This window comes from Halomicrobium urmianum (assembly GCF_020217425.1).
GTDB lineage: Archaea > Halobacteriota > Halobacteria > Halobacteriales > Haloarculaceae > Halomicrobium > Halomicrobium urmianum.
Window position 1 is genome coordinate 153,136 of sequence record NZ_CP084092.1, and the last position, 17,607, is coordinate 170,742.

The 17,607-nt window shown below is 67.9% G+C and carries 23 protein-coding genes; 5 read left to right on the forward strand and 18 right to left on the reverse strand.

All coding sequences use genetic code 11. The features are described 5' to 3' along the window. Window positions 1-48: 48 nt before the first annotated feature. From LCY71_RS19600 to LCY71_RS19625, 7 genes are all read right to left on the reverse strand, one after another. Window positions 49-765 (reverse strand): DUF2238 domain-containing protein, encoded by a 717-nt coding sequence (locus tag LCY71_RS19600; RefSeq protein ID WP_225336577.1) that lies wholly within the window; start codon window positions 763-765, stop codon window positions 49-51. A gap of 301 nt (window positions 766-1,066) precedes the next feature. Beyond that, window positions 1,067-1,693: a metal-dependent hydrolase gene (locus LCY71_RS19605; protein ID WP_225336578.1), complete on the reverse strand. Its 627-nt coding sequence runs from the start codon at window positions 1,691-1,693 to the stop codon at window positions 1,067-1,069. A 165-nt stretch (window positions 1,694-1,858) separates the two neighbouring features. Beyond that, window positions 1,859-2,275, reverse strand: coding sequence for a winged helix-turn-helix domain-containing protein (locus LCY71_RS19610; protein ID WP_225336579.1), 417 nt, complete (start codon window positions 2,273-2,275; stop codon window positions 1,859-1,861). 103 nt (window positions 2,276-2,378) lie between these two features. Continuing rightward, the gene (locus LCY71_RS19615; protein WP_225336580.1) at window positions 2,379-3,023 is read right to left on the reverse strand and encodes a helix-turn-helix domain-containing protein; all 645 of its coding nucleotides are present in this window, start codon (window positions 3,021-3,023) and stop codon (window positions 2,379-2,381) included. A gap of 97 nt (window positions 3,024-3,120) precedes the next feature. Continuing rightward, a complete protein-coding gene (locus LCY71_RS19620; RefSeq protein WP_225336581.1) occupies window positions 3,121-3,573 on the reverse strand; it encodes a pyridoxamine 5'-phosphate oxidase family protein in 453 nt (150 codons plus the stop codon). 175 nt (window positions 3,574-3,748) lie between these two features. Beyond that, window positions 3,749-3,916 carry a DUF7560 family zinc ribbon protein gene (locus tag LCY71_RS21855; protein ID WP_444542731.1) on the reverse strand — a complete coding sequence of 56 codons (168 nt, stop codon included), beginning with the start codon at window positions 3,914-3,916 and terminating at the stop codon, window positions 3,749-3,751. Window positions 3,917-4,172: 256 nt separating this feature from the next. Further along, complete coding sequence (locus LCY71_RS19625; RefSeq protein WP_225336582.1) at window positions 4,173-5,564, reverse strand: nicotinate phosphoribosyltransferase; 1,392 nt, start codon at window positions 5,562-5,564, stop codon at window positions 4,173-4,175. Window positions 5,565-5,912: 348 nt separating this feature from the next. Between LCY71_RS19625 and LCY71_RS19630 the strand changes: the two genes are divergently transcribed. Further along, window positions 5,913-6,359: an Hsp20/alpha crystallin family protein gene (locus LCY71_RS19630; RefSeq protein ID WP_225336583.1), complete on the forward strand. Its 447-nt coding sequence runs from the start codon at window positions 5,913-5,915 to the stop codon at window positions 6,357-6,359. Between the two features lie 66 nt (window positions 6,360-6,425). Here LCY71_RS19630 and LCY71_RS19635 read toward each other — a convergent pair whose 3' ends face one another. Next, complete coding sequence (locus LCY71_RS19635) at window positions 6,426-7,025, reverse strand: DUF5789 family protein (RefSeq protein WP_225336584.1); 600 nt, start codon at window positions 7,023-7,025, stop codon at window positions 6,426-6,428. 345 nt (window positions 7,026-7,370) lie between these two features. Between LCY71_RS19635 and LCY71_RS19640 the strand changes: the two genes are divergently transcribed. Further along, window positions 7,371-8,249 carry a universal stress protein gene (locus LCY71_RS19640; protein ID WP_225336585.1) on the forward strand — a complete coding sequence of 293 codons (879 nt, stop codon included), beginning with the start codon at window positions 7,371-7,373 and terminating at the stop codon, window positions 8,247-8,249. A 111-nt stretch (window positions 8,250-8,360) separates the two neighbouring features. Here LCY71_RS19640 and LCY71_RS19645 read toward each other — a convergent pair whose 3' ends face one another. Genes LCY71_RS19645 through trxA form a run of 3 tightly spaced genes read right to left on the reverse strand, consistent with a single transcriptional unit; the run spans window position 8,361 to window position 10,177 of the window. Next, a complete protein-coding gene (locus LCY71_RS19645) occupies window positions 8,361-8,756 on the reverse strand; it encodes a DUF7968 family protein (protein ID WP_225336586.1) in 396 nt (131 codons plus the stop codon). After that, entirely contained in the window at window positions 8,756-9,817 is a 1,062-nt protein-coding gene (locus tag LCY71_RS19650; protein WP_225336587.1) for an NAD(P)/FAD-dependent oxidoreductase, read from the reverse strand. Before LCY71_RS19650 ends, LCY71_RS19645 begins: the two co-directional genes overlap by 1 nt. Further along, entirely contained in the window at window positions 9,818-10,177 is a 360-nt protein-coding gene (gene trxA / locus LCY71_RS19655) for a thioredoxin (RefSeq protein WP_225336588.1), read from the reverse strand. Window positions 10,178-10,282: 105 nt separating this feature from the next. Here trxA and LCY71_RS19660 point away from each other — a divergent pair, with 105 nt between their 5' ends. Continuing rightward, complete coding sequence (locus LCY71_RS19660) at window positions 10,283-10,489, forward strand: hypothetical protein (protein ID WP_225336589.1); 207 nt, start codon at window positions 10,283-10,285, stop codon at window positions 10,487-10,489. Between the two features lie 117 nt (window positions 10,490-10,606). Here the strand turns inward: LCY71_RS19660 and LCY71_RS19665 are convergent, their stop codons facing one another. The 3 genes from LCY71_RS19665 to LCY71_RS19675 all read right to left on the reverse strand — a co-directional run bounded on the left by LCY71_RS19665 (window position 10,607) and on the right by LCY71_RS19675 (window position 12,377). After that, entirely contained in the window at window positions 10,607-11,011 is a 405-nt protein-coding gene (locus LCY71_RS19665) for a helix-turn-helix domain-containing protein (RefSeq protein WP_225336590.1), read from the reverse strand. Window positions 11,012-11,193: 182 nt separating this feature from the next. Further along, window positions 11,194-12,225: a sulfite exporter TauE/SafE family protein gene (locus tag LCY71_RS19670; protein WP_225336591.1), complete on the reverse strand. Its 1,032-nt coding sequence runs from the start codon at window positions 12,223-12,225 to the stop codon at window positions 11,194-11,196. Beyond that, complete coding sequence (locus tag LCY71_RS19675; RefSeq protein WP_225336592.1) at window positions 12,222-12,377, reverse strand: DUF7512 family protein; 156 nt, start codon at window positions 12,375-12,377, stop codon at window positions 12,222-12,224. Before LCY71_RS19675 ends, LCY71_RS19670 begins: the two co-directional genes overlap by 4 nt. Window positions 12,378-12,720: 343 nt before the next feature. Here LCY71_RS19675 and LCY71_RS19680 point away from each other — a divergent pair, with 343 nt between their 5' ends. Further along, window positions 12,721-13,557: a universal stress protein gene (locus LCY71_RS19680; RefSeq protein ID WP_225336593.1), complete on the forward strand. Its 837-nt coding sequence runs from the start codon at window positions 12,721-12,723 to the stop codon at window positions 13,555-13,557. 133 nt (window positions 13,558-13,690) lie between these two features. Here the strand turns inward: LCY71_RS19680 and LCY71_RS19685 are convergent, their stop codons facing one another. Genes LCY71_RS19685 through LCY71_RS19700 form a run of 4 tightly spaced genes read right to left on the reverse strand, consistent with a single transcriptional unit; the run spans window position 13,691 to window position 17,112 of the window. Further along, on the reverse strand, window positions 13,691-14,872 hold the full coding sequence (locus LCY71_RS19685) for an inorganic phosphate transporter (protein ID WP_225336594.1): 1,182 nt from the start codon (window positions 14,870-14,872) through the stop codon (window positions 13,691-13,693). Window positions 14,873-14,894: 22 nt separating this feature from the next. Then, the gene (locus LCY71_RS19690; protein WP_225336595.1) at window positions 14,895-15,353 is read right to left on the reverse strand and encodes a YeeE/YedE family protein; all 459 of its coding nucleotides are present in this window, start codon (window positions 15,351-15,353) and stop codon (window positions 14,895-14,897) included. Next, entirely contained in the window at window positions 15,353-15,910 is a 558-nt protein-coding gene (locus tag LCY71_RS19695; protein ID WP_225336596.1) for a YeeE/YedE family protein, read from the reverse strand. The genes LCY71_RS19690 and LCY71_RS19695 overlap by 1 nt, the downstream gene beginning before the upstream one ends. 8 nt (window positions 15,911-15,918) lie before the next feature. After that, on the reverse strand, window positions 15,919-17,112 hold the full coding sequence (locus tag LCY71_RS19700; RefSeq protein WP_225336597.1) for an MBL fold metallo-hydrolase: 1,194 nt from the start codon (window positions 17,110-17,112) through the stop codon (window positions 15,919-15,921). Window positions 17,113-17,359: 247 nt separating this feature from the next. On the opposite strand from LCY71_RS19700, the gene LCY71_RS19705 reads away from it, so the two are divergent. Next, window positions 17,360-17,605 (forward strand): sulfurtransferase TusA family protein, encoded by a 246-nt coding sequence (locus LCY71_RS19705; protein ID WP_225336598.1) that lies wholly within the window; start codon window positions 17,360-17,362, stop codon window positions 17,603-17,605. The last annotated feature ends 2 nt before the right edge of the window (window positions 17,606-17,607 follow it).

Here is a 17,607-nt window from a genome sequence, read left to right on the forward strand (position 1 = left end):
GGTACTTCCCGGCCGACCGTCAAATAGCCGCGGGGTAAGCCGGGCCCGTCACCGGCCGTCCTCGGCCGGCCGGGCTCCGGTTCCGCGGTTGACCAGCACGGCCACCGCGAGTAGCGCCGATCCACCCGCGACTACTGCACCGCTGGCGACCACCAGCGTCTCCGTCGCCTGCGGGGCCTGTTCACCCAGCCGAACGAAGGCGCGGACGTCGCCGAGCACGACGGCGAGCGCACCGACGACGTCGAACACGAGGTCGGTCACCGTGTCTCGCCAGCTGTAGTGGACCAGCACGGGCTCGACGTCGTACCGGTCGCCGATCTCCCGTGCGAGCAGCTCGATCAGCTCCCAGAACACGCCGCCGAGGAACGTGAACGCTACCGTCGCGACGGCGACGGAGGACGGGACCCCGTCACTCGACCCCGCGACCACGATCAGCCCGGCGTAGACGAGCGCCGCGACGAGCGCCGCCGAGAGCGTGTGCGTCACCGAGTCCCACCACTGGATCGTATCGTACGGCCCGAGCATCCCGAGCGAGTGCAGGAATCCGGCGGCGCCGACCCAGAGCGGCAGTATCGGGCCGACAGTGACGTCCCACGCGAAGGCGGTCCGGCCGAGCGAGTCGACTGCCAGCGGGAGGAGCGTGACGCCGAGCGACGCGAGCGCGTTGACGATGGCGGGGACGTTCCGGCGCCGAACTGCCACCAGGAGGACGGCGACCATGCCCGCGAGGAAGAGCACTACGCCGAGCGTCGTCGCTACAGTCATCTCCGCTTCGTCCGGTCACCATCGGGCCGACGAACGTAATCCTTTGCGGTAATCGACGCCGCGAACGGAGGTGATCGAGCTATCGTGAAGTACCTCGGGACGAGTGGTTCGAGAGACCTACGGTCTCTCGTCATCACGAGACGGCTCCCCCGTCTCGGACGACCCCGAGGCACTCGCCCTGCTCCACCTGTAGAAAGTGAGGCTATTCACACTCGAGGCGCACCCGGGCGTCCCTCGAGCGTGTCAGTGCGTTCGGTTTCTCGTATGTGCAAGCCCGTCGGCGTGCCGGCCAGCGGAGTGCTCACCCCGTCTCCTCGAAGTAGCGGTCGGGCAGGGAGGCGACGATGGCGCTCGGAACGTAGGGGACGAGGACGCGCTCGACGGCGAGCGTCGCGAGCGCGGGCAGTATCCGACGGACTACAGTGTAAACGCCCGCGACGAACAGCGCGGCGAACACGAGCAGGTCGTATCCCCCGTCGAGGACGACCAGCGACGGCGCGGCCACTCCGGCGGCGAGCAGCAGGTCCTCGGGGGCCCCGTCGTACCGGACCCACCGGCGGGGAGCGATCCACTGGTCTCGGTAGTGGTCGTAGACCGCGCGGTCTGAAGTCCCCTCCCAGGGTCGGAGCTCCAGTCCCCCGCCGAAGACGTCAGCGACGCCGTGGGCGGCCGCTCCCAGCGCGAGGAACGCCGCCGCTGCCACCGCGGGCGACGGGACCAGCACCGCTGCCGGAACGAGCGCGGCGGCGAGTACCGAGTGGTACACCGGATAGTGAAGGGCTCTGCGGTGGTCGGCGTACAGGTCGACGTCGGGCAGCACGCCGCCGAGGAAGCCCGCCACGAGGGCCACGGGGCCCAGCTCCGGCACCGCGAGCGCGTACGGGAGGGCGAGGGCCATCCCGACCAGGGCGTGCGTCGGGAGCATCATTGTGTCGGTACGAATGGGTCCCAATCGGATGAACGCGTCGCTGTTCTCGGTCCCGACGGGCAGCCGGCGGCTGCAGGCGATCGGAATCGCGCGGCTATAGTAGACATTGAAACTATTCACACATCGAGGGGTACCCGGGGTGCCCCTCGATGTGTGTCGTTGCGTTCAATTTCTACTATGGAACAGGCGACCGGCGCTCGGCTCTCCGGTGCCTGCCGCGGCGCCGCTCACGCTGAGCTCGACGCCGGTCTCGTCGTCGATGGACAGCGTCACGCCCTCGACGCTGCAGGCGTACGTGCTGACGTGGTGGCCGGCGGAGTCGAGCCGCACCCGCTTCTCGAGGAGTCCGTTGTCGGCGAGGTCCTCGACCTTGCGGTAGGCGGTCGACTTCGCGATTCCGAACCGCTCGGTGATCTCGGTGACGGACAGCGCGGCGTCGCTGGTCCCCGCGAGGATGGTCCGGCAGTCGGCGTCTTCGAGCGCTTCGAGGACGCTCCCGATCTCGTCTTCGTCGGTCACGGACCGCTGTTCGTCGTCGCGTCCGCGAACGGCCTCGACCCCACGTAGCTGCGATTGGCTCATGTCTCTACGGATGCGGTCCGACGGGAGGGGTCTGCAGCCCGTCTATCGTGGTGGGTTTAAGTACCCCGGGCGGTCGGCGACCGCGCTCCCCGGCGGACGCGGGTCAGGGCTCCCGTTCGAGGACGTCCCGGAAGAGCTTCGACTGCGCCGCGAGGAGGTGTTCCGTGACGGTCGAGGGCGTGACGTCGAGTTCGTCAGCGACCTCGGTGGCGTTGGCTCCCCGGGGGCGCTCGAAGTACCCCATCTCGTAGGCCGTCCGGAGGACCTCCAGCTGACGGTCGGTGAGCTTCCCGCGGTCGACGAACACGGGATCGCGAGCGGAGCCCTCCGTGGACGTGCGGACGAGCCGCTGGATGTCGACATCCGGGTAGCGCTCCCTGAGCTCGCCGACGATGGTCTGGAGGCGCTCGAAGTCGGCCGCGTGAAAGACGAGCTCGAGCGCGCCGTCGGTGACGAAGTAGCGGTGAACGGGCGTCTCGTACTCGCCGAGGCGGGCGCAGGGGCAGTCCGCGTCGTGCGTGACGCGATAGAGGTGACGGTCGGCGTACGCGAAGACGGGGTCGTGCTCGTAGTCGTCCGGAACCGCCTCGGCGTCCACGAGAAACTCGGAGCGGGCGTCCGTCGAGCCCGCGCGCGCGACGCTCGTCGAGACGTCGCTGATGACGGTGCCGGCGTCCGCCGACAGTTCCGCGACGGGACAGTCGGGCGGCGTCGGGAAGGTGACGGTGACGCGGATCCCGGCGGTCATTCGTGGGATGGTGGCCGCGTCGGCACTTTAGTCTGCGGATGTTCTGGAGCGCGATTCGCCCGGTCCTCGCCACGGGGAGGGCTCGCGCGATGCTGAGTCAGTCGTCGGGCTCCAGCACGATGCGCCGGCCGCTGATCGTCGTCGGCCGGAGCACGTGGAGCTGGATGTCGAGGTCGCTCCTGGACGCTCCCCAGATCTCGAACAGCGGGCGCTTCGCCTCGCCGTACTGTGCGACGTGCTCGGGCGTTATCTCGTCGCGGGCGACCGACTCGAGGACCCCGGTGACGACGGCGCTCCGGTACGTGCGTCCCTCCTCCTCGTAGACGACGAGCCGCACGTCCGGCGATCCAGAGAGGAACATGCTCTTCTCGCTGTCCGGCGTGGCCACGAGCCGCATGTAGAAGCGTCGCTCGTCGGCGTCGTAGCCGTAGGAGATCGGAATCGCGTACGGGTCGTCGTCGCGCGCGAGCGCCAGCACACCGGTCTCGTGGCGACCGAGGAGTGCGTTCGTCTCCTCGCTCGACATCTCCGTCTCTTGCTCCAGACCCATCGTAAGCATCACGACTGTGTTCGGCAAAACTTTATTGCTTGCTATTTCGCCCGACGGCGCGTCCGAATCGACGTGGACGACCGGCCAGTGGTAGCCCCTCGCCGAAGTCTTCTACGGGCACAGTGGCCCCATCGCTGGTCGATCGATCGCTCCGTCCTCGTGAATCGCCTCGGGGTCAGGCCCCGGGGCATTCGCCTCGACCGCCCGTAAACGCAGCAGCCGACACGGGCGACCCGCAGATGACGCAACCGTTCTCCATGAGCGCGTCCCGCATCGAGGCATTGACCTCCATCGATTCCTCGCACTCGGGGCACACGAAGACGTAGTCCTCACTGGCGCTCATCTCTACCTGAGCCTATTCACTCCCTGGGTAAATCAACCCCACTGTTTCCCAGGCCGCAAGACCCCGCGGAACTTTTTATACGCTGAGCAGGCGCAATACCACGGCGTTCACGCGGTTGATACGCGCCGTCACAGCGGTAACAGACCGCTGTGCAAACGCTCGCCCTGAGTTTCCGGCGGCGGTCAGTTATAGTAGACATCGAAACTATTCACACATCGAAGGGCACTCCGGGTGCCCTTCGAGTGCGTCAGTGCGTTCAATTTCTGCTGTAGTCTGTTCCACCGGCTCTTTCGCGCAGCTCTGACTGCAACCGCTCGGTCGTCTCGGCGAGTCCGTCGCTGACCTCGACGGGATACTCGGCGGGGTCCTCGATGGCCCGGACCGGCGCCGGTAGCTTCTCGAGCGTCTCGAGCGTTCGCTCCCTGCTCTCGTCCAGCGTCGGACACTCGTAGACGACGTCGCCGTCCCGGGCGACGTCGACCAGCAATTCCCGGCCACCGACGTCCTCGTCGGCGCGGGCCAGGACGTCACGCTGGACGGTCCCGTCGGCCACGAACCGGCGGACGCTCTTCGCGCCGGGATACGTCGCCTTGCCCGCCGAGAGCTTCGTCGTGGGCCCCATCTCGCCGTCCGACTCGACGGCCACGAGTTTGTACACGGGGTTCAGCGTCGGAGCGTCCCTGCTCGTCGTCAGTGCCGTACCCGGACCGAACCCGTCCGCGACGCCGCCGTCGGCGAAGAAGTCCCGCAGGAAGTACTCGTCGACGCCCGAGGAGACGACGATCTCCATCCCCTCGGGGAGTCTCTCGCGGACCGCCCGCGACAGCGCCACGAGGTCCCCAGAGTCGAGACGGACGCCGCGGACGTCGACGCCCGCCTCCCGGGCCACGTCGACGGCCGTCTGCGCGCCGGCGACCGTGTCGTAGGTGTCGATCAGGAGCACGGCGTCCTCGCCGTACACGTCGACGAACGCCTCGAAGGCCGCCCGCTCGCTCGGGAAGCTCTGGACCCACGAGTGGGCCATCGTCCCGACCACCGGCAGGCCGAACAGCTCGCCGGCGACTTCGTTCGAGGTGCCGTCCGCGCCGCCGACGTACGCAGCGCGGGCCGCTTTGATCCCGGCGTCGGTCCCGTGGGCGCGTCGTGTGCCGAAGTCGACGAGCGCTTGGTCGTCGCCCGCTCGGCGGACGACGTCCCGCATCCGGGCGGCCTTCGTCGCGACGAGGCTCTGGAAGCCGATCTGGTTGATCAGCAGCGTCTCGAACAGCTGCGCCTGATCGATCGGTGCGGTCACCTCGACGAGCGGCTCGTTCGGGAAGACGGCGGTCCCCTCGGGCACGGCGCGGACGTCCCCGGTGAACTCGAAGTCCGCGAGGTACTCGAGGAACGGCTCGGGGAAGCCCCGCTCGCGGAGGTGGGCCAACGCCCGTTCGTCGAACGTGACGTCCCCGAGGTAGGCGACGGCCTGCTCCAGGCCGGCGGCGATGACGTACCCCCGGTTCGGCGGCAGCTTCCTGAAGAACAGCGAGAACGTCGCCTCCGGCGCGTGATTCGCCTCTCGATAGCCCCGCATCATCGTCAGCTCGTACCGATCGGTGAACAGCCCGAGCGTCGCCGGTGACAGGTACCCGAAGCGGGGTTCGACCATGACGGGAGTAGTACCTGGAGTGACAAGAAGTGACTGCGAAGCTGTCGCGTCCTGCGCCGAGCGAGCCGGACCGCGCCGATCGAACGCCGGTCGGTGCCGGCGGCTCGCTGCCTCGAGACCGCCGTGGCCGTCGCGTCCGCTCGCAGCGGTCAGTTCGCCGGTCGCTATCGTGGAAATTGAACGCACCGACGCACTCGAGGGGCACCCGAGGTGCTCCTCGATGTGTAAACAGTTTCAATTTCTATAGGTACGTCACGACGAATCGCATCAAACTCGATTCAAGACGCAAGTACCGCTATTGCCGTCCCGCACAGACGGGTCGAGTGGGCGACTCGCCCTGGTGAATCCATGTCCGGACGCAACGACCCATTCGAAACGATAGAGCAGATGTTCGAGCAGATGAGCCGCCAGTTCGGGGACGCCGCCGAAACGTGGGGAGGAGGCGCCGGGTTCGGCGAGATGGGACTCGGGAAGATGGGCGTCGACCTCGCGGACCGCGGCGACGAGTTCGTCGTGACAGTCGACGTCCCCGGCTTCGAGGAGGACGAGATCGACCTCCGGCTCACGGACGACACGCTTCAGATCGCTGCGACGCACGAGCGAGCGACCGAGGAACGAGAGGAAACGTACCTCCGCAGCGAACGCCAGCACCGCTCGCTGCGGGACCGCGTTCAGTTGCCGGAGCCGGTCGCGGAAGACGAAACCGAAGCGACCCTCAGGAACGGCGTCCTGACGGTTCGCCTCCCGAAGGCCGAACCGACGGAGGCGGGCGGCCGTCAGATCGACATCGACTGAGGCCCCCTCGGGTCCCCGCCCCGGGTGCAGTCGGCGCGCCAGCCAGTCGGCACGCTGCCGGTCGGTCTAGATCCCGAGCCACTCGTCGCTCCGAACCTCGTAGCCGTTGGCGCGGCAGAACTTCGCCGCGCGTCGGCGCACTGCCCGGGACGACGGGAGTTTCTCCTCGTCGCGGATCTGTTCGACGATCCAGTCGGCGGCGACCCGGATCCCCTCGTCCTCGTCGTCCTCCTCGATCGCTTTGAGTGCCCGGAAGGTCTTCTCGTAGGCCTCGCGCTGCGACTCGCCGATCTCCGTATTGTTGAGCCCCTCGCTCGCTTCCAGCACCTGCCTCATGGCCCCGGCGATCCTCGGCCGGCGTACCCGCACCCGGACGCGCCGGGGGGCGTCGAACGTCTGGCTGTCCGTGTTCGCGACCAGTTCCGAAACCGCGTGCGAACCGTCGGGCCCCGCTATCTCGCGGTCGCCGACCGCCGCGACGACCTCCGCCCCCGTCGCCGGGAACTCGACGGATTCGAGTTCCGCATCGAGGTCCTCGATCTCGGGCTCCGCTATCGGCGGTTCCGTCTCGTCCCACCGCTCCAGTTCAGTGCGGATCTCGCGCTCTCGCTGTCGTCGATCGGCGTCGAGTCCCTTCTTGTCTCGACCGCTCCTGTCGTCTGCCATTCCTGTTGGATAGGAAATCAGTCCGGAAAACGATGTGGGCTGAGAGGTCGAACTCACCCGCAAGAGAGACGTACTGGGATCGAGTGCTCTACGATGTCGCAGCTTCCTGGCACGAAGATGCAAACGTGCGTGTTCTGCGTCGTATGGACGGGCGGCTCGATCGGTGGTACACTGTCGAAGCAGAGAACCGTCGCCGGACTCCCTCGAGTGACGCATCGCCGCCCGAGAACCGCTGTGCGATCGCCACGGCGACCCCTCTCGAGACCGCGTTCGCGCCAACGGGGCGGCCGCACCGCGGTGCGGCGGGCCACTTATGATCGCGGTGGCCGAACTGTCGAACGGTACATGTTCACGGACGTCCTGGTCCCGACGGACGGGAGCGACTGTGCGGACCGCGCGGTCGGGTACGCCGAGGACATCGCGTCGCGCTACGGGGCGACCGTTCACGTGCTCTCCGTCGCCGACTCCCGGATACTCCAGCACGGACCGCACTCCGATCAGGTGCGCGCGGAGTGTGCGGAGATTACCGACGCGGTGCGAGCGGACATCACCGCCGACGTCCCCGTACAGGACGTCGTCCGCACCGACATCCCGCACGAGGCAATCCTCTCGTACGCCGACGACGAGGGGATCGACCTGATCGTGATGGGGACCCACGGGCGAACCGGCGTCCAGCGGTATCTCCTCGGCAGCGTCACCGAGAAGGTGGTTCGCCTGTCGGACGTCCCCGTGCTGACGGTCCGGTCGACCGACTCCGACGATGTCTCCTACCCCTACTCGGACGTCTTGGTCCCGACGGACGGGAGCGACGGCGCTGCAGCGGCGATCGACCCCGCGGTCGACGTCGCCGGCGCCTACGACGCCCGCCTCCACGCGCTCTCCGTCGTCGACACCGAACCGGTGGGATTCGAGGTCCAGACCGACCCGCCCTATCACACTCCGGAGGAGCGCGCCGATACGGCCGTCGAGGCCGTGGCGGAGTCGGCCGAAGCCGCCGACCTCCGGAGCGTCGAGACGGCGGTCGTGTACGGGGTGCCCTACCGGGAGATCCAGTCCTACGTCCGTGAGAACGACGTCGACCTCGTCGTGATGGGGACCCGCGGCCGGACGGGCGTCGAGCGGTACCTCCTCGGCAGCGTCGCCGAGAAGACGGTGCGAACGTCCGACGTCCCCGTCATGACGATCCGTGCGGGCGACGCCGATGGGGAAACGCCAACCGAGTGATCGGCACCGCCAGGCACTCGTCGTCAGGTGCGAACTACGGGAGAAACCGAACGCACTGAGACGCCGAACGCACTGACACGCTCGAAGGACACCCCGGGGCCCCGAAACGACTCACTGTCCGGCGCCGATCACCGCGTCGGCACCGCCCGCATCGACGACGAGCTTCCGGGAGACCACGTCGATCACCGTGTCCGAACCGATCGCCGTCCCGCCGTCGACGGCCTCGACGCGGAGGATCACGTCTTCGGGGCTGGCACAGCCGCAGTTGACGAACTCCTCCCACTCGTCGCCGACCGCGACGGGACCGGCGTGAGCCCACCGGAGGTACCGCCGGTAGGTGTCCTCCGTCATGTTCTCCTGGAGCCACTCGCTGTCGGCGACCCACCAGTCGTCGGTGTCGTCAGGATCGGTCTCCGGCGACCGGAACGAGACGAGGACTCGATCCGCCTGGTCCTCGACGGTGGCCGGATCGGTCGTGTTCACGTCGCGTCGGTCGGTCGATCCCATCAGTCGTCGGCCTCCGCAGCGATCGGCTCGGCGCTGTCGGCAGCAACCGCGTCGGCCGATTCGAGCCACTCCTCGACGTCCAGAGCGGCCATGCTACCCATGCCGGCAGCGGTGACCGCCTGCTGGTACTCGCGGTCCATCACGTCACCGGCCGCGAAGACGCCGTCGGCGGCCGTCGCCGTCGTCGCCCACGCCTCTCCGGCGTCGGTGGTCCGGACGTACCCGTCGTCGTCGAGGTCGACGGGCGTGTCACGGAGGAAGTCGGTGTTGGGCTCGTGGCCGATGGCGTAGAACACGCCGCCGACGTCGACCTCCTCTACCTCGAGGTCCTCGCGGTCCTCGTTCGAGCCCTCACCGGCCTCGTACTTCTCGGCTGGATGGCCCTCCGGGTGCGAGACGAGCGTCGCGCCGGTCACGCCGTCCTCCTGGGACCCGTCGATCGCCACGAGCTCCGTGTTCCAGGCGAACTCGACGTCCTCGTGGTCGCGGGCGCGGTCGGCCATGATCTCCGAGGCCCGGAGCTCGTCGCGGCGGTGGACGACCGTCACGGAGTCGGCGAACTTCGCGAGGAAGAGTGCCTCTTCCATCGCGCTGTCGCCGCCGCCGACGACGAGCACGTCGTCGCCGCGGTGGAACGCGCCGTCGCAGGTCGCACACGTCGAGAGGCCGTAGCCCATCAGCTCGTCCTCTCCGTCGGCGCCGACCCAGCGGGCGCTGGCGCCCGTCGCGACGATCAGCGCGCGGGTCCGGAGCGTCTCGCCGGTCGAGAGCGACAGTTCGAGCGGCTGGCCGTTCAGGTCGGCGGACTCGATGCTGCCGTGCTGGAACTGAGCGCCGAACTGTTCGGCCTGCTCCTTCCCGCGCTGGATCAGCTCCATGCCGCCGACGCCCTCGGGGAACCCGAGGTAGTTCTCGACGTCGGTCGTGAGCGTCAGCTGGCCGCCCGGCTCGTCGCCCTCGAGCACGAGCGGATCGAGGTCGGCCCGTGCCGCGTAGACGGCCGCCGAGAGACCGGAGACTCCGGAGCCGGCGACGACGAGGTCTCGTATCTCCTCAGTCATTTACTCGGTGTACTTCCCGATCAGGGCGCGCAGTTGCTCTTCGCCCTGCACACCGACGACCTCCTCGACCTGCTCGCCGTCGGCGAACAGGATCAGGGTCGGGACGCCCCGAACGCCGTACGACCCGGCGAGCTGCTGGTTCGCGTCGACGTCGACCTTCGCGACGGTCGCGTCGGTCTCGGTTGCGAGTCGCTCGACGACGGGTTCGAGCATCTGGCACGGCCCACACCAGTCGGCGTAGAAGTCCGCGAGGACGACGCCGTCGTCCCCGACGATCTCGTCGAGGTCGGACTCGCCGTCGACGTGGACCGGCTCGGTGGGCGTATCGGTACTTTCCTCAGCAGCGGTGTCGACTGTCATCACTCTCTCGTAGGGTCCGGTAGTAGTTAAGGGTTGTGGGAGATCCGTACAATACAATGGGTGCGGAACCACAGGTGATATCACCCGCCGCGACGAGCGGCGAGTATGTCCTCCGAACGGCGATGTCCCGACTGCGACGAACCGCTGGAACGGATGGCGCTACAGGGATCGAGCGCTCTCGGCGACGTGACGCTCGTCTCCGACGAGCCAGCGGAGGGCCTCCTCGGGAATCTCCGCGCGGACGAGATCCTGCGGCCGGTGCCGTACGTCTGTCCGGAGTGCCGACGGACGCTCTTCTACGCCGAGGAGTGACTGCGACCGGGAGTGACTGCGATCGAACGCCCGGCGTGGCCGGCGGTCACGGCGGCCGCTCGTGCGGCGTGAAAACAGAGGAGAACAGTGAGAATCGGCCCGATGCGCTCCTGGACCCTATCCCTCGACCGACTGGGGTGACGCATCCGCCTGTTCGTACTTTTTCTCGAACTCCTGGATGAGCTGGCCCATCTTGGCGTACCAGTCGTTGAGCATGCGCTGCATGTCGTCGGCGATCTTCGAGGGGTCGGTCGGGTAGTAGACGTGGTAGTAGCCGCCCTGATCGTAGTTGACCTGCTCTTTCTGGATGAACCCCGTCTGGAGTAGCCGCTGGACGGCCCGATAGGCGGTCGAGCGCTCGCGGTCGACTGCCTCGGCGATCTCGTCGACGGTGAGCGGTTCCTCGGTATCGACGAGCGCCCGGAAGCACTCCTTGTCGAGCTGTTTCAGCCCGTGGAAACACTCCAGGAGCCCCTCGCACACCATGTCCTGCTGCAGTTGTTCTGACATCGAATCCGGCATTGTTATCTGATGTACCTATGGAGTAGCCGGTTAAAAGACTTGTGCACGGAGCGCACAATCGCATGCACGTGACGGGCGGTATCCGTCTTCGGTGCTCGTCGGTCGCGACCGCCAGTCGCCGATCCGGTGACGGCGCAGCGGCCGTCGCGAGCGGTGCAATCGTTCAGCGAGCGGAAGGGTGGTCAGTCGGCGGTACTGGTCGTCGAGGCGGCCTCAGTGCGAAGCGCCCGCACGGAACTGACCACCACGGCCCCGGCGACGAGCGTCGCGGCGCCGAGGATGACGGCCAGCGAGACGGTCTGGAGGACGGGCACGTCGGCGAACGTCCCGATCTTGCGAAGCGCCACTGCCAGCGAGCCCAGCAGGAGCATCACGCCGAAGTACACCTTGATCTCGTCCTCGTCGACGAGGCTGGTCGCCGCGGCCCCGATCCGGGCGCCGCCGGCGCTCCCGGCCAGCAGGGGGACGACGATCGAGAGGTCGACTGCGCCGTCCATCGCGTACAGGAAGCTACCGATCCCGCCCGAGAAGACGATCTCGAACAGGTCGGTCCCGACCGCGACCGGGACGGGCACGCCGATCAGGTAGAACAGCGCGGGCATGCGGATGAAGCCGCCGCCGACGCCGAGGAACCCGGACAGCAGGCCCGTTGCGAACGCCACGCCGAGGATCATCCACAGCGACACGGTGACGCCGCCGCGGAGGCTGATCATCGGGGGGACCCGGTAGGACTGGATCGTCTTCGCGATCTCCGGGATGTCATCCGCGTCGACCTCGCCCTCGGCGTCGTGGCTGACGCCGCCGCCGCCGTCGCCCTTCAGGGCGGTGTAGGTGATGAACGCGCCGATGCCGCCCAGGAGGGCGACGTAGATGACGCTGACCACCGTGTCGGCGAGGCCGATGTCCTGCAGCCAGTGGAGGCCGATCTTGCCGACCTCGATCCCGGCGGTCGTGCCCGCGATCATCAGCACCCCGAGCTTGTAGTCGACCTGCCCGAGGTCGCGGTGTTTCAGCGTCGCGATGACCGAGGTGGCGAACACGAACGCCAGCCCGGACGCGACGGCGACGTCGGTCTCGTAGCCCATCACCATCAGCGCCGGCGTGACGAGGAACGACCCTCCCATCCCGAAGAAGCCGAACAGGAGGCCGATCAGCACGCCGAAGCCGGCGAACAGCGCCAGCAGCGCCACGGAGACGCCGAACAGCTCGATCATCGTTCACCTCCCCGCACTGCGTCGACCAGTGCCGGTCCGAAGAGCTTCTCTAGCAGCCCGTAGCCGACGTACAGCACGATCGCCTCGAGTAGTACGATGCCGATGACGAGGAGCGCCCCGACGACTCCGGTCGCGCTCTCAAGTCCGAACATCGGTCGACACCTCGTTCGTTATTGTCGAAATCATGGATCTCTGCTCACGTACTGCTACTCCGTTGCGTCATTTAACGGTTGTGGGACGAAAATACAATATTACTGCAGCGGATTACACTGCTAACCGATCCGAATATCTTCGTAAGTTATGTGGATACGGGCCGGTCGGCGGCGGTCGAGATTCGCGGGTGAGAAGGGGGGCTCGTCGCTCGCGCGCGCACCGGCGGGCCGGCGCTTCGGTGGCGGCGGTGAGGGCGATCCGGTCGAGTCCCTCTCGAGGTCGTTCCGGCGCACGGTATTGTTCGACACAAACAATATATTGGTCCGGTGCGTGTTCTCACACATGAGAGCAATCTACGCGACGGACCTCTCGGCGGCCAGCGAAGCGGCGATACAGAACGAGACCTGCCTCGAGTGCCTCGAGCGGATCGGCGTCGAGGAGATCCACCTCGTCACGGTCGTCCCGTCGAACGTCCACCCGGGGATGCCCGGGATGGACCTCGAGCAGCGACGCGAACGGGGCCTGGGAGCCTATCAGTCGGTGATGGAGGACGCGGGCTTCGACGTCGAGACCCACGTGGTCCGCGGGACGCCCCACCGACGGATCAACGGTATCGCGGAGGCCGTCCGCGCGGACATGACTATCGTCGGGTCCCGGGGCCAGAGCCCGCTCGCGAACCGCGTGATCGGATCGACCGCCCGGAACCTCGCCCGGACGACGGTCGTCCCGCTGCTGGTCAACCGGGTCGAGCGCGAGGAGGACGACCCCGACGTGCTCCGCGAGCACCTCTTCCAGCGGGTCCTCTACGCGACCGACTTCTCGGAGAACGCCGACCGGGCCTTCGACGCGTTCTCCTACCTCCGGCACGCGACCGAGGAGGCGACGCTCGTCCACGTGCGGTCGCCGAAGGACGACCTCGACGTGACCCCCGAGGAGAAGCTCGGCGACCTCGCCGGGACGCTCGAGCAGTGGGGCATCGACGTCGAGACCGTCGTCAGGGACGGCGACCCCGCGGACGAGATTCTCGACGTCGAGCGGTCGGTCACGCCGACGACGACGCTGGTCGGGTCGCGCGGCCGGAGCCGGCTCCGCCGGCTGATGCTCGGCAGCGTCTCCGAGGAAATCGTCGCCGGCGCGGCGGGGAACGTCTACCTGGTCCCGCCGCCCCGGACGGCCTGAGACGGATTACTGTAGATCATTGAACGACGCCGGCCCCGGGTCGGCGCATACCGGTCAATCGCTACAACGAACCGTACGAGACGGACTGTCCCCGGTCAGTGACCGTCGGATCGCCCGGTCACGGCCGGTGATCTCAGGCCACCGGGAGCACCAGGACCGCGCCGTAGCCGAGCGCGAACGCGACGGCGAACGACGCGACCCAGGCGCCCACGGTCACGGCCAGCTTCCGTGCGCTGACGGCGTCGCCGCCGCCGACGGCCGCCCCGCTACCGATGATCGCGCTGACGACGATCTCGTTGAACGAGACCGGGACGCCGAGCAGCACGGCCAGTTGCGCGATGAGGAAGGAGGGGACGAGCGCGGAGATGGACCGCCGCGGTCCCAGCGACGAGTAGTCCTGCGCGAGCGACTTGATCATCCGCGGAGCGCCCGTCCACGACCCGACGAGGATGCCGAGGCCGCCGCCCGCGAGGACGGCGACCGTCGGAACGGCGCTGACGTCGTCGAGCAGTGGCAACAGCGGACCGACGGCGAGGCCGACCTGGCTGCCGCCGGCGGAGAAGGCCACCAGCGATCCCAGCGAGAGCAGGACTCGCCTGAGCCCTCCGGCCTGGTCACGCCGGACGTCCCAGCCGACGACGACGGCTATCGCGGCGGCCGCCGCCAGCGTGACGGCCGCCGTGACCGCCGGGCCGGAGACGCCCAGCGTCCGTCCGGCGAGGCCGGCGAGGGAGCCGGCCGTCCCGCCCGGACCGAGCGTGGCGAACTCGACGTTGGCGAGGACGGCACCGACCAGCCCCGCGAGTAACGGGATGCTGTACTCTTCGGGGACGTCCTCGCGCGGGAGCACGCTCGCGATGGCGTAGGCGACGCCCCCGCCGACGAACGGCGTCAGCACCCAGACGCTCCCGATCTGGAGGTACTTCGACCAGACGGGGGTGCCCCCGAGCGCCAGTCCGACGCCGACGACCGACCCGGTGACGGTGAAGGCCGTCGCGATCGGATAGCCCGTCTTGATCCCGACGGCCATGAGGCCGGCGCCGATCGCCAGCACGACGATGACGCCGGTGGCGGGGAGGCTGACGCCGCCGATCAGGCCGCTACCGACGGCCTCTGAGACGTTCGCTCCCTGCGTCACGGCGCCGGCGAACCCGAGGATCCCGACGACGAACGCGGCGCGCATCGTCGAGACGGCGTTGGCACCGACAGCGGGAGCGAACGGCGTCGCGCCGCTGGAGCCGGCGCCGATGACCCACGCCATGAACAGGCTCGCGAGTCCAGCGACGAGGAACAGCGTGACTGTGGCTACGTCCATCGAGGAGAGCGAAAAGAGTGCGTTAGTCGGCGCCCGCGGTCGCGGGCGCGGCGTTGGTCGATCGGCTCCGCCAGTACCCCTGGACGTAGGCGCCGACGAACATGCCGGCGAGCGCCCAGAGGATCGTCACGTTGCCGACCCCGAGGCTGGCGTAGGCCGCGCCGGGACAGATGCCCGACAGGCCCCAGCCGACGCCGAAGATCGCCCCGCCGATCAGGACGTTCCGGTCGAAGGGCTTCAGGCGTCGCTCGTAGGTGTCGCCGGTGAGCGGCGCGCGGTCGCGGATCCGGGGGAGGAGCGCGAAGGCGATCCCGGAGACGATCGCGGCGCCGAACATGACGAACACCAGCCCGAAGTCCTCGAACTGGAGGAAGTTCAGCACGACCTCCGGTCGCGCCATCTGGCTGAACCCGAGCCCGAACCCGAAGATCAGGCCGCCGACGAAGATCAGCGGCTTGAACAGGGGATGTCTGTCAGCCATTACGGGCTCACCCCCAGCGCGGCGACGATTTGGGCCGTTCCGATCGCCACAGTCAGGAACGTCAGCACGCCGACGATCGACGTCCGCGACGCCGAGCCGACGCCGCAGACCCCGTGGCCGGACGTGCAGCCCTTGCCGATCCGGGTGCCGATCCCGACCAGGATGCCGCCCAGGAACAGCCGCCAGGGCTGGACGTCAGTCTTCCACAGCGTCACGCCGGCGACCTCGTACAGCTGGCCGGTCGACCCGGGCTCGTAGAGCGCGCTTGTGATCAGGCCGGACTGGACGGTCGCGGCGAACGCGAGTCCGCCCAGGATGATGCCGGCCGTGAACACGAGCCGCCAGTCCCGGGAGCCGACGTACTGCTGGAACCGCGACTGGTCGGAGACGTACGACAGCGTCGACTCCAGGAACGTGCTCGCGCCGGCGGGGATCCCCGTGCCGACGTAGATGACCACGGTCCCGAGGCCGACGAGCAGTCCGCCGACGGCGTACCGGCTGATCCCGTTGGGGAACAGCTCGGCGACCGCCTGGAGCAGTACTGGATCAGTGACCATCGACGTCCTCAATCACCCGCGAGCGACTCCTGGCTCGCGGCGCAGTTGTTCGGGCCGAGTTCGAGCGTGAACGCCTCCTCGTCGTCGACCTCGTTCTGGCCGAGGTTCGTCGCGATGATGTCCTCGTAGTTGGCCGGCCGCGGCGGCATGTCCGAGAGGATCAGGTCGACGAACTCGTCCTCGTCCATCGTGAGCGCGTCCATCTCGTCGACGAGGTCGCCGATGGGTGCCGTGTAGGTACCGTCAGCGGCGGGCTCGGCCGCGTCGCTGAAGTGAGCGCCGCCGATCAGCGTGTCGTCGGGCAGCGTCAGGACCCGCTCCTGCAGCGACTCGTAGAGCATCCGGGCGGCGTCGGGCGCGCCGTCGTCGCCCTCCTCGAGGTCGGGGCGGGCGACGCTCTCGACGAACAGCCCGTCGCCGGTCGCGAGCAGGCTGTCGTCGACCAGGTACGAGGTCATGCCCGTGGTGTGGCCGGGCGTGTAGACGGCCTCGATGGTCGCGTCGCCGACCTCGAACGTGTCGCCGTCGGCTGCGGTCGTCAGATCGTCGGCGTAGGTGACGCCGCGGTCGACCGCGGCGTCGGGGATCACGCCCTCGACGCCCTCGTCGTCGAGGTCGCGCACGCCTGAGATGTGGTCGGCGTGAATGTGCGTGTCCAGCGCGTACTGCAGGTCGACGCCGAGGTCGTCGGCGTCGTCGAGGTAGCGGTCGGTGAACGCCCGCAGCGGGTCGATGATGGCGGCCTCGCCGTCGTCGTACAGCAGGTAGCCGAGACAGCCCGAGGAGGGCCGCTGGTACTGCAGCAGCGTGCCGGCGCCGTCGTAGTCGGCGACCTCGACGGTCTCGTAGATGCTCGCCCAGCCGTTCATGCCGTCCTCGAGGTGGTTGACCTCGTAGCCGCGCTCGGCCAGGGAGCCGGCGACGTACTCGCTGGCGCCGCCCTTCGCACAGAGGACAGTGACCTCGCGGTCGTCCGGAATCTGCTCGAGGACGTCGTCGTCGATCTCGTCCTCGAGGAACTCGAAGTACGGGACGTTGATCGACTCGACGTTCTCGCCGTCGACCCGCCACTCCTCGTAGTCCGAGCTCATCCGTGCGTCGAGGAGAGTGACCGATTCGCCGTCGTCGATTCGCGCCTTCAGCGTTTCCGGTTCGATCGAGTCGACCTCGACGTCCGGAGTCGGGAAGTCGTCAGCGTTCATGATGTACACCCCAGGATAACGGGTGGACTCACAAAAAGGTTTGCATAGAAGTTCCTAATTCACACAATACTGCGTTCCGCCCGCGGTCGCGATATACTAGATGGTTGTTTGGACGCGCATACGACGAGAATGTCATAAGCGAACCGAACATCACTGGTTACAGATAGCGGCGGGGACCGATACCCTTTTACGTCAGCATCTAGTATTGTGGGATAGCTCCAATACAGAACAACGGAGCAGATCAACTATGAGCTCGGAATTCGACGTTACGGAGACGCTCGACGTGAAAGGTGCATCGTGTCCCATGCCGGTCGTGAAGACCAAGTCAGCCGTCGACGACCTCGCCGAGGGCGAGGTCCTCGAGGTACTGGCGACCGACTCCGGCAGTATGAGCGACATCGACGGCTGGGCGGACGGCACAGCGGGCGTCGAGCTCCTCGACCAGGTCGAGGACGGAGACGTCTACAAGCACTACGTGCGCAAGACGGAGTGAAC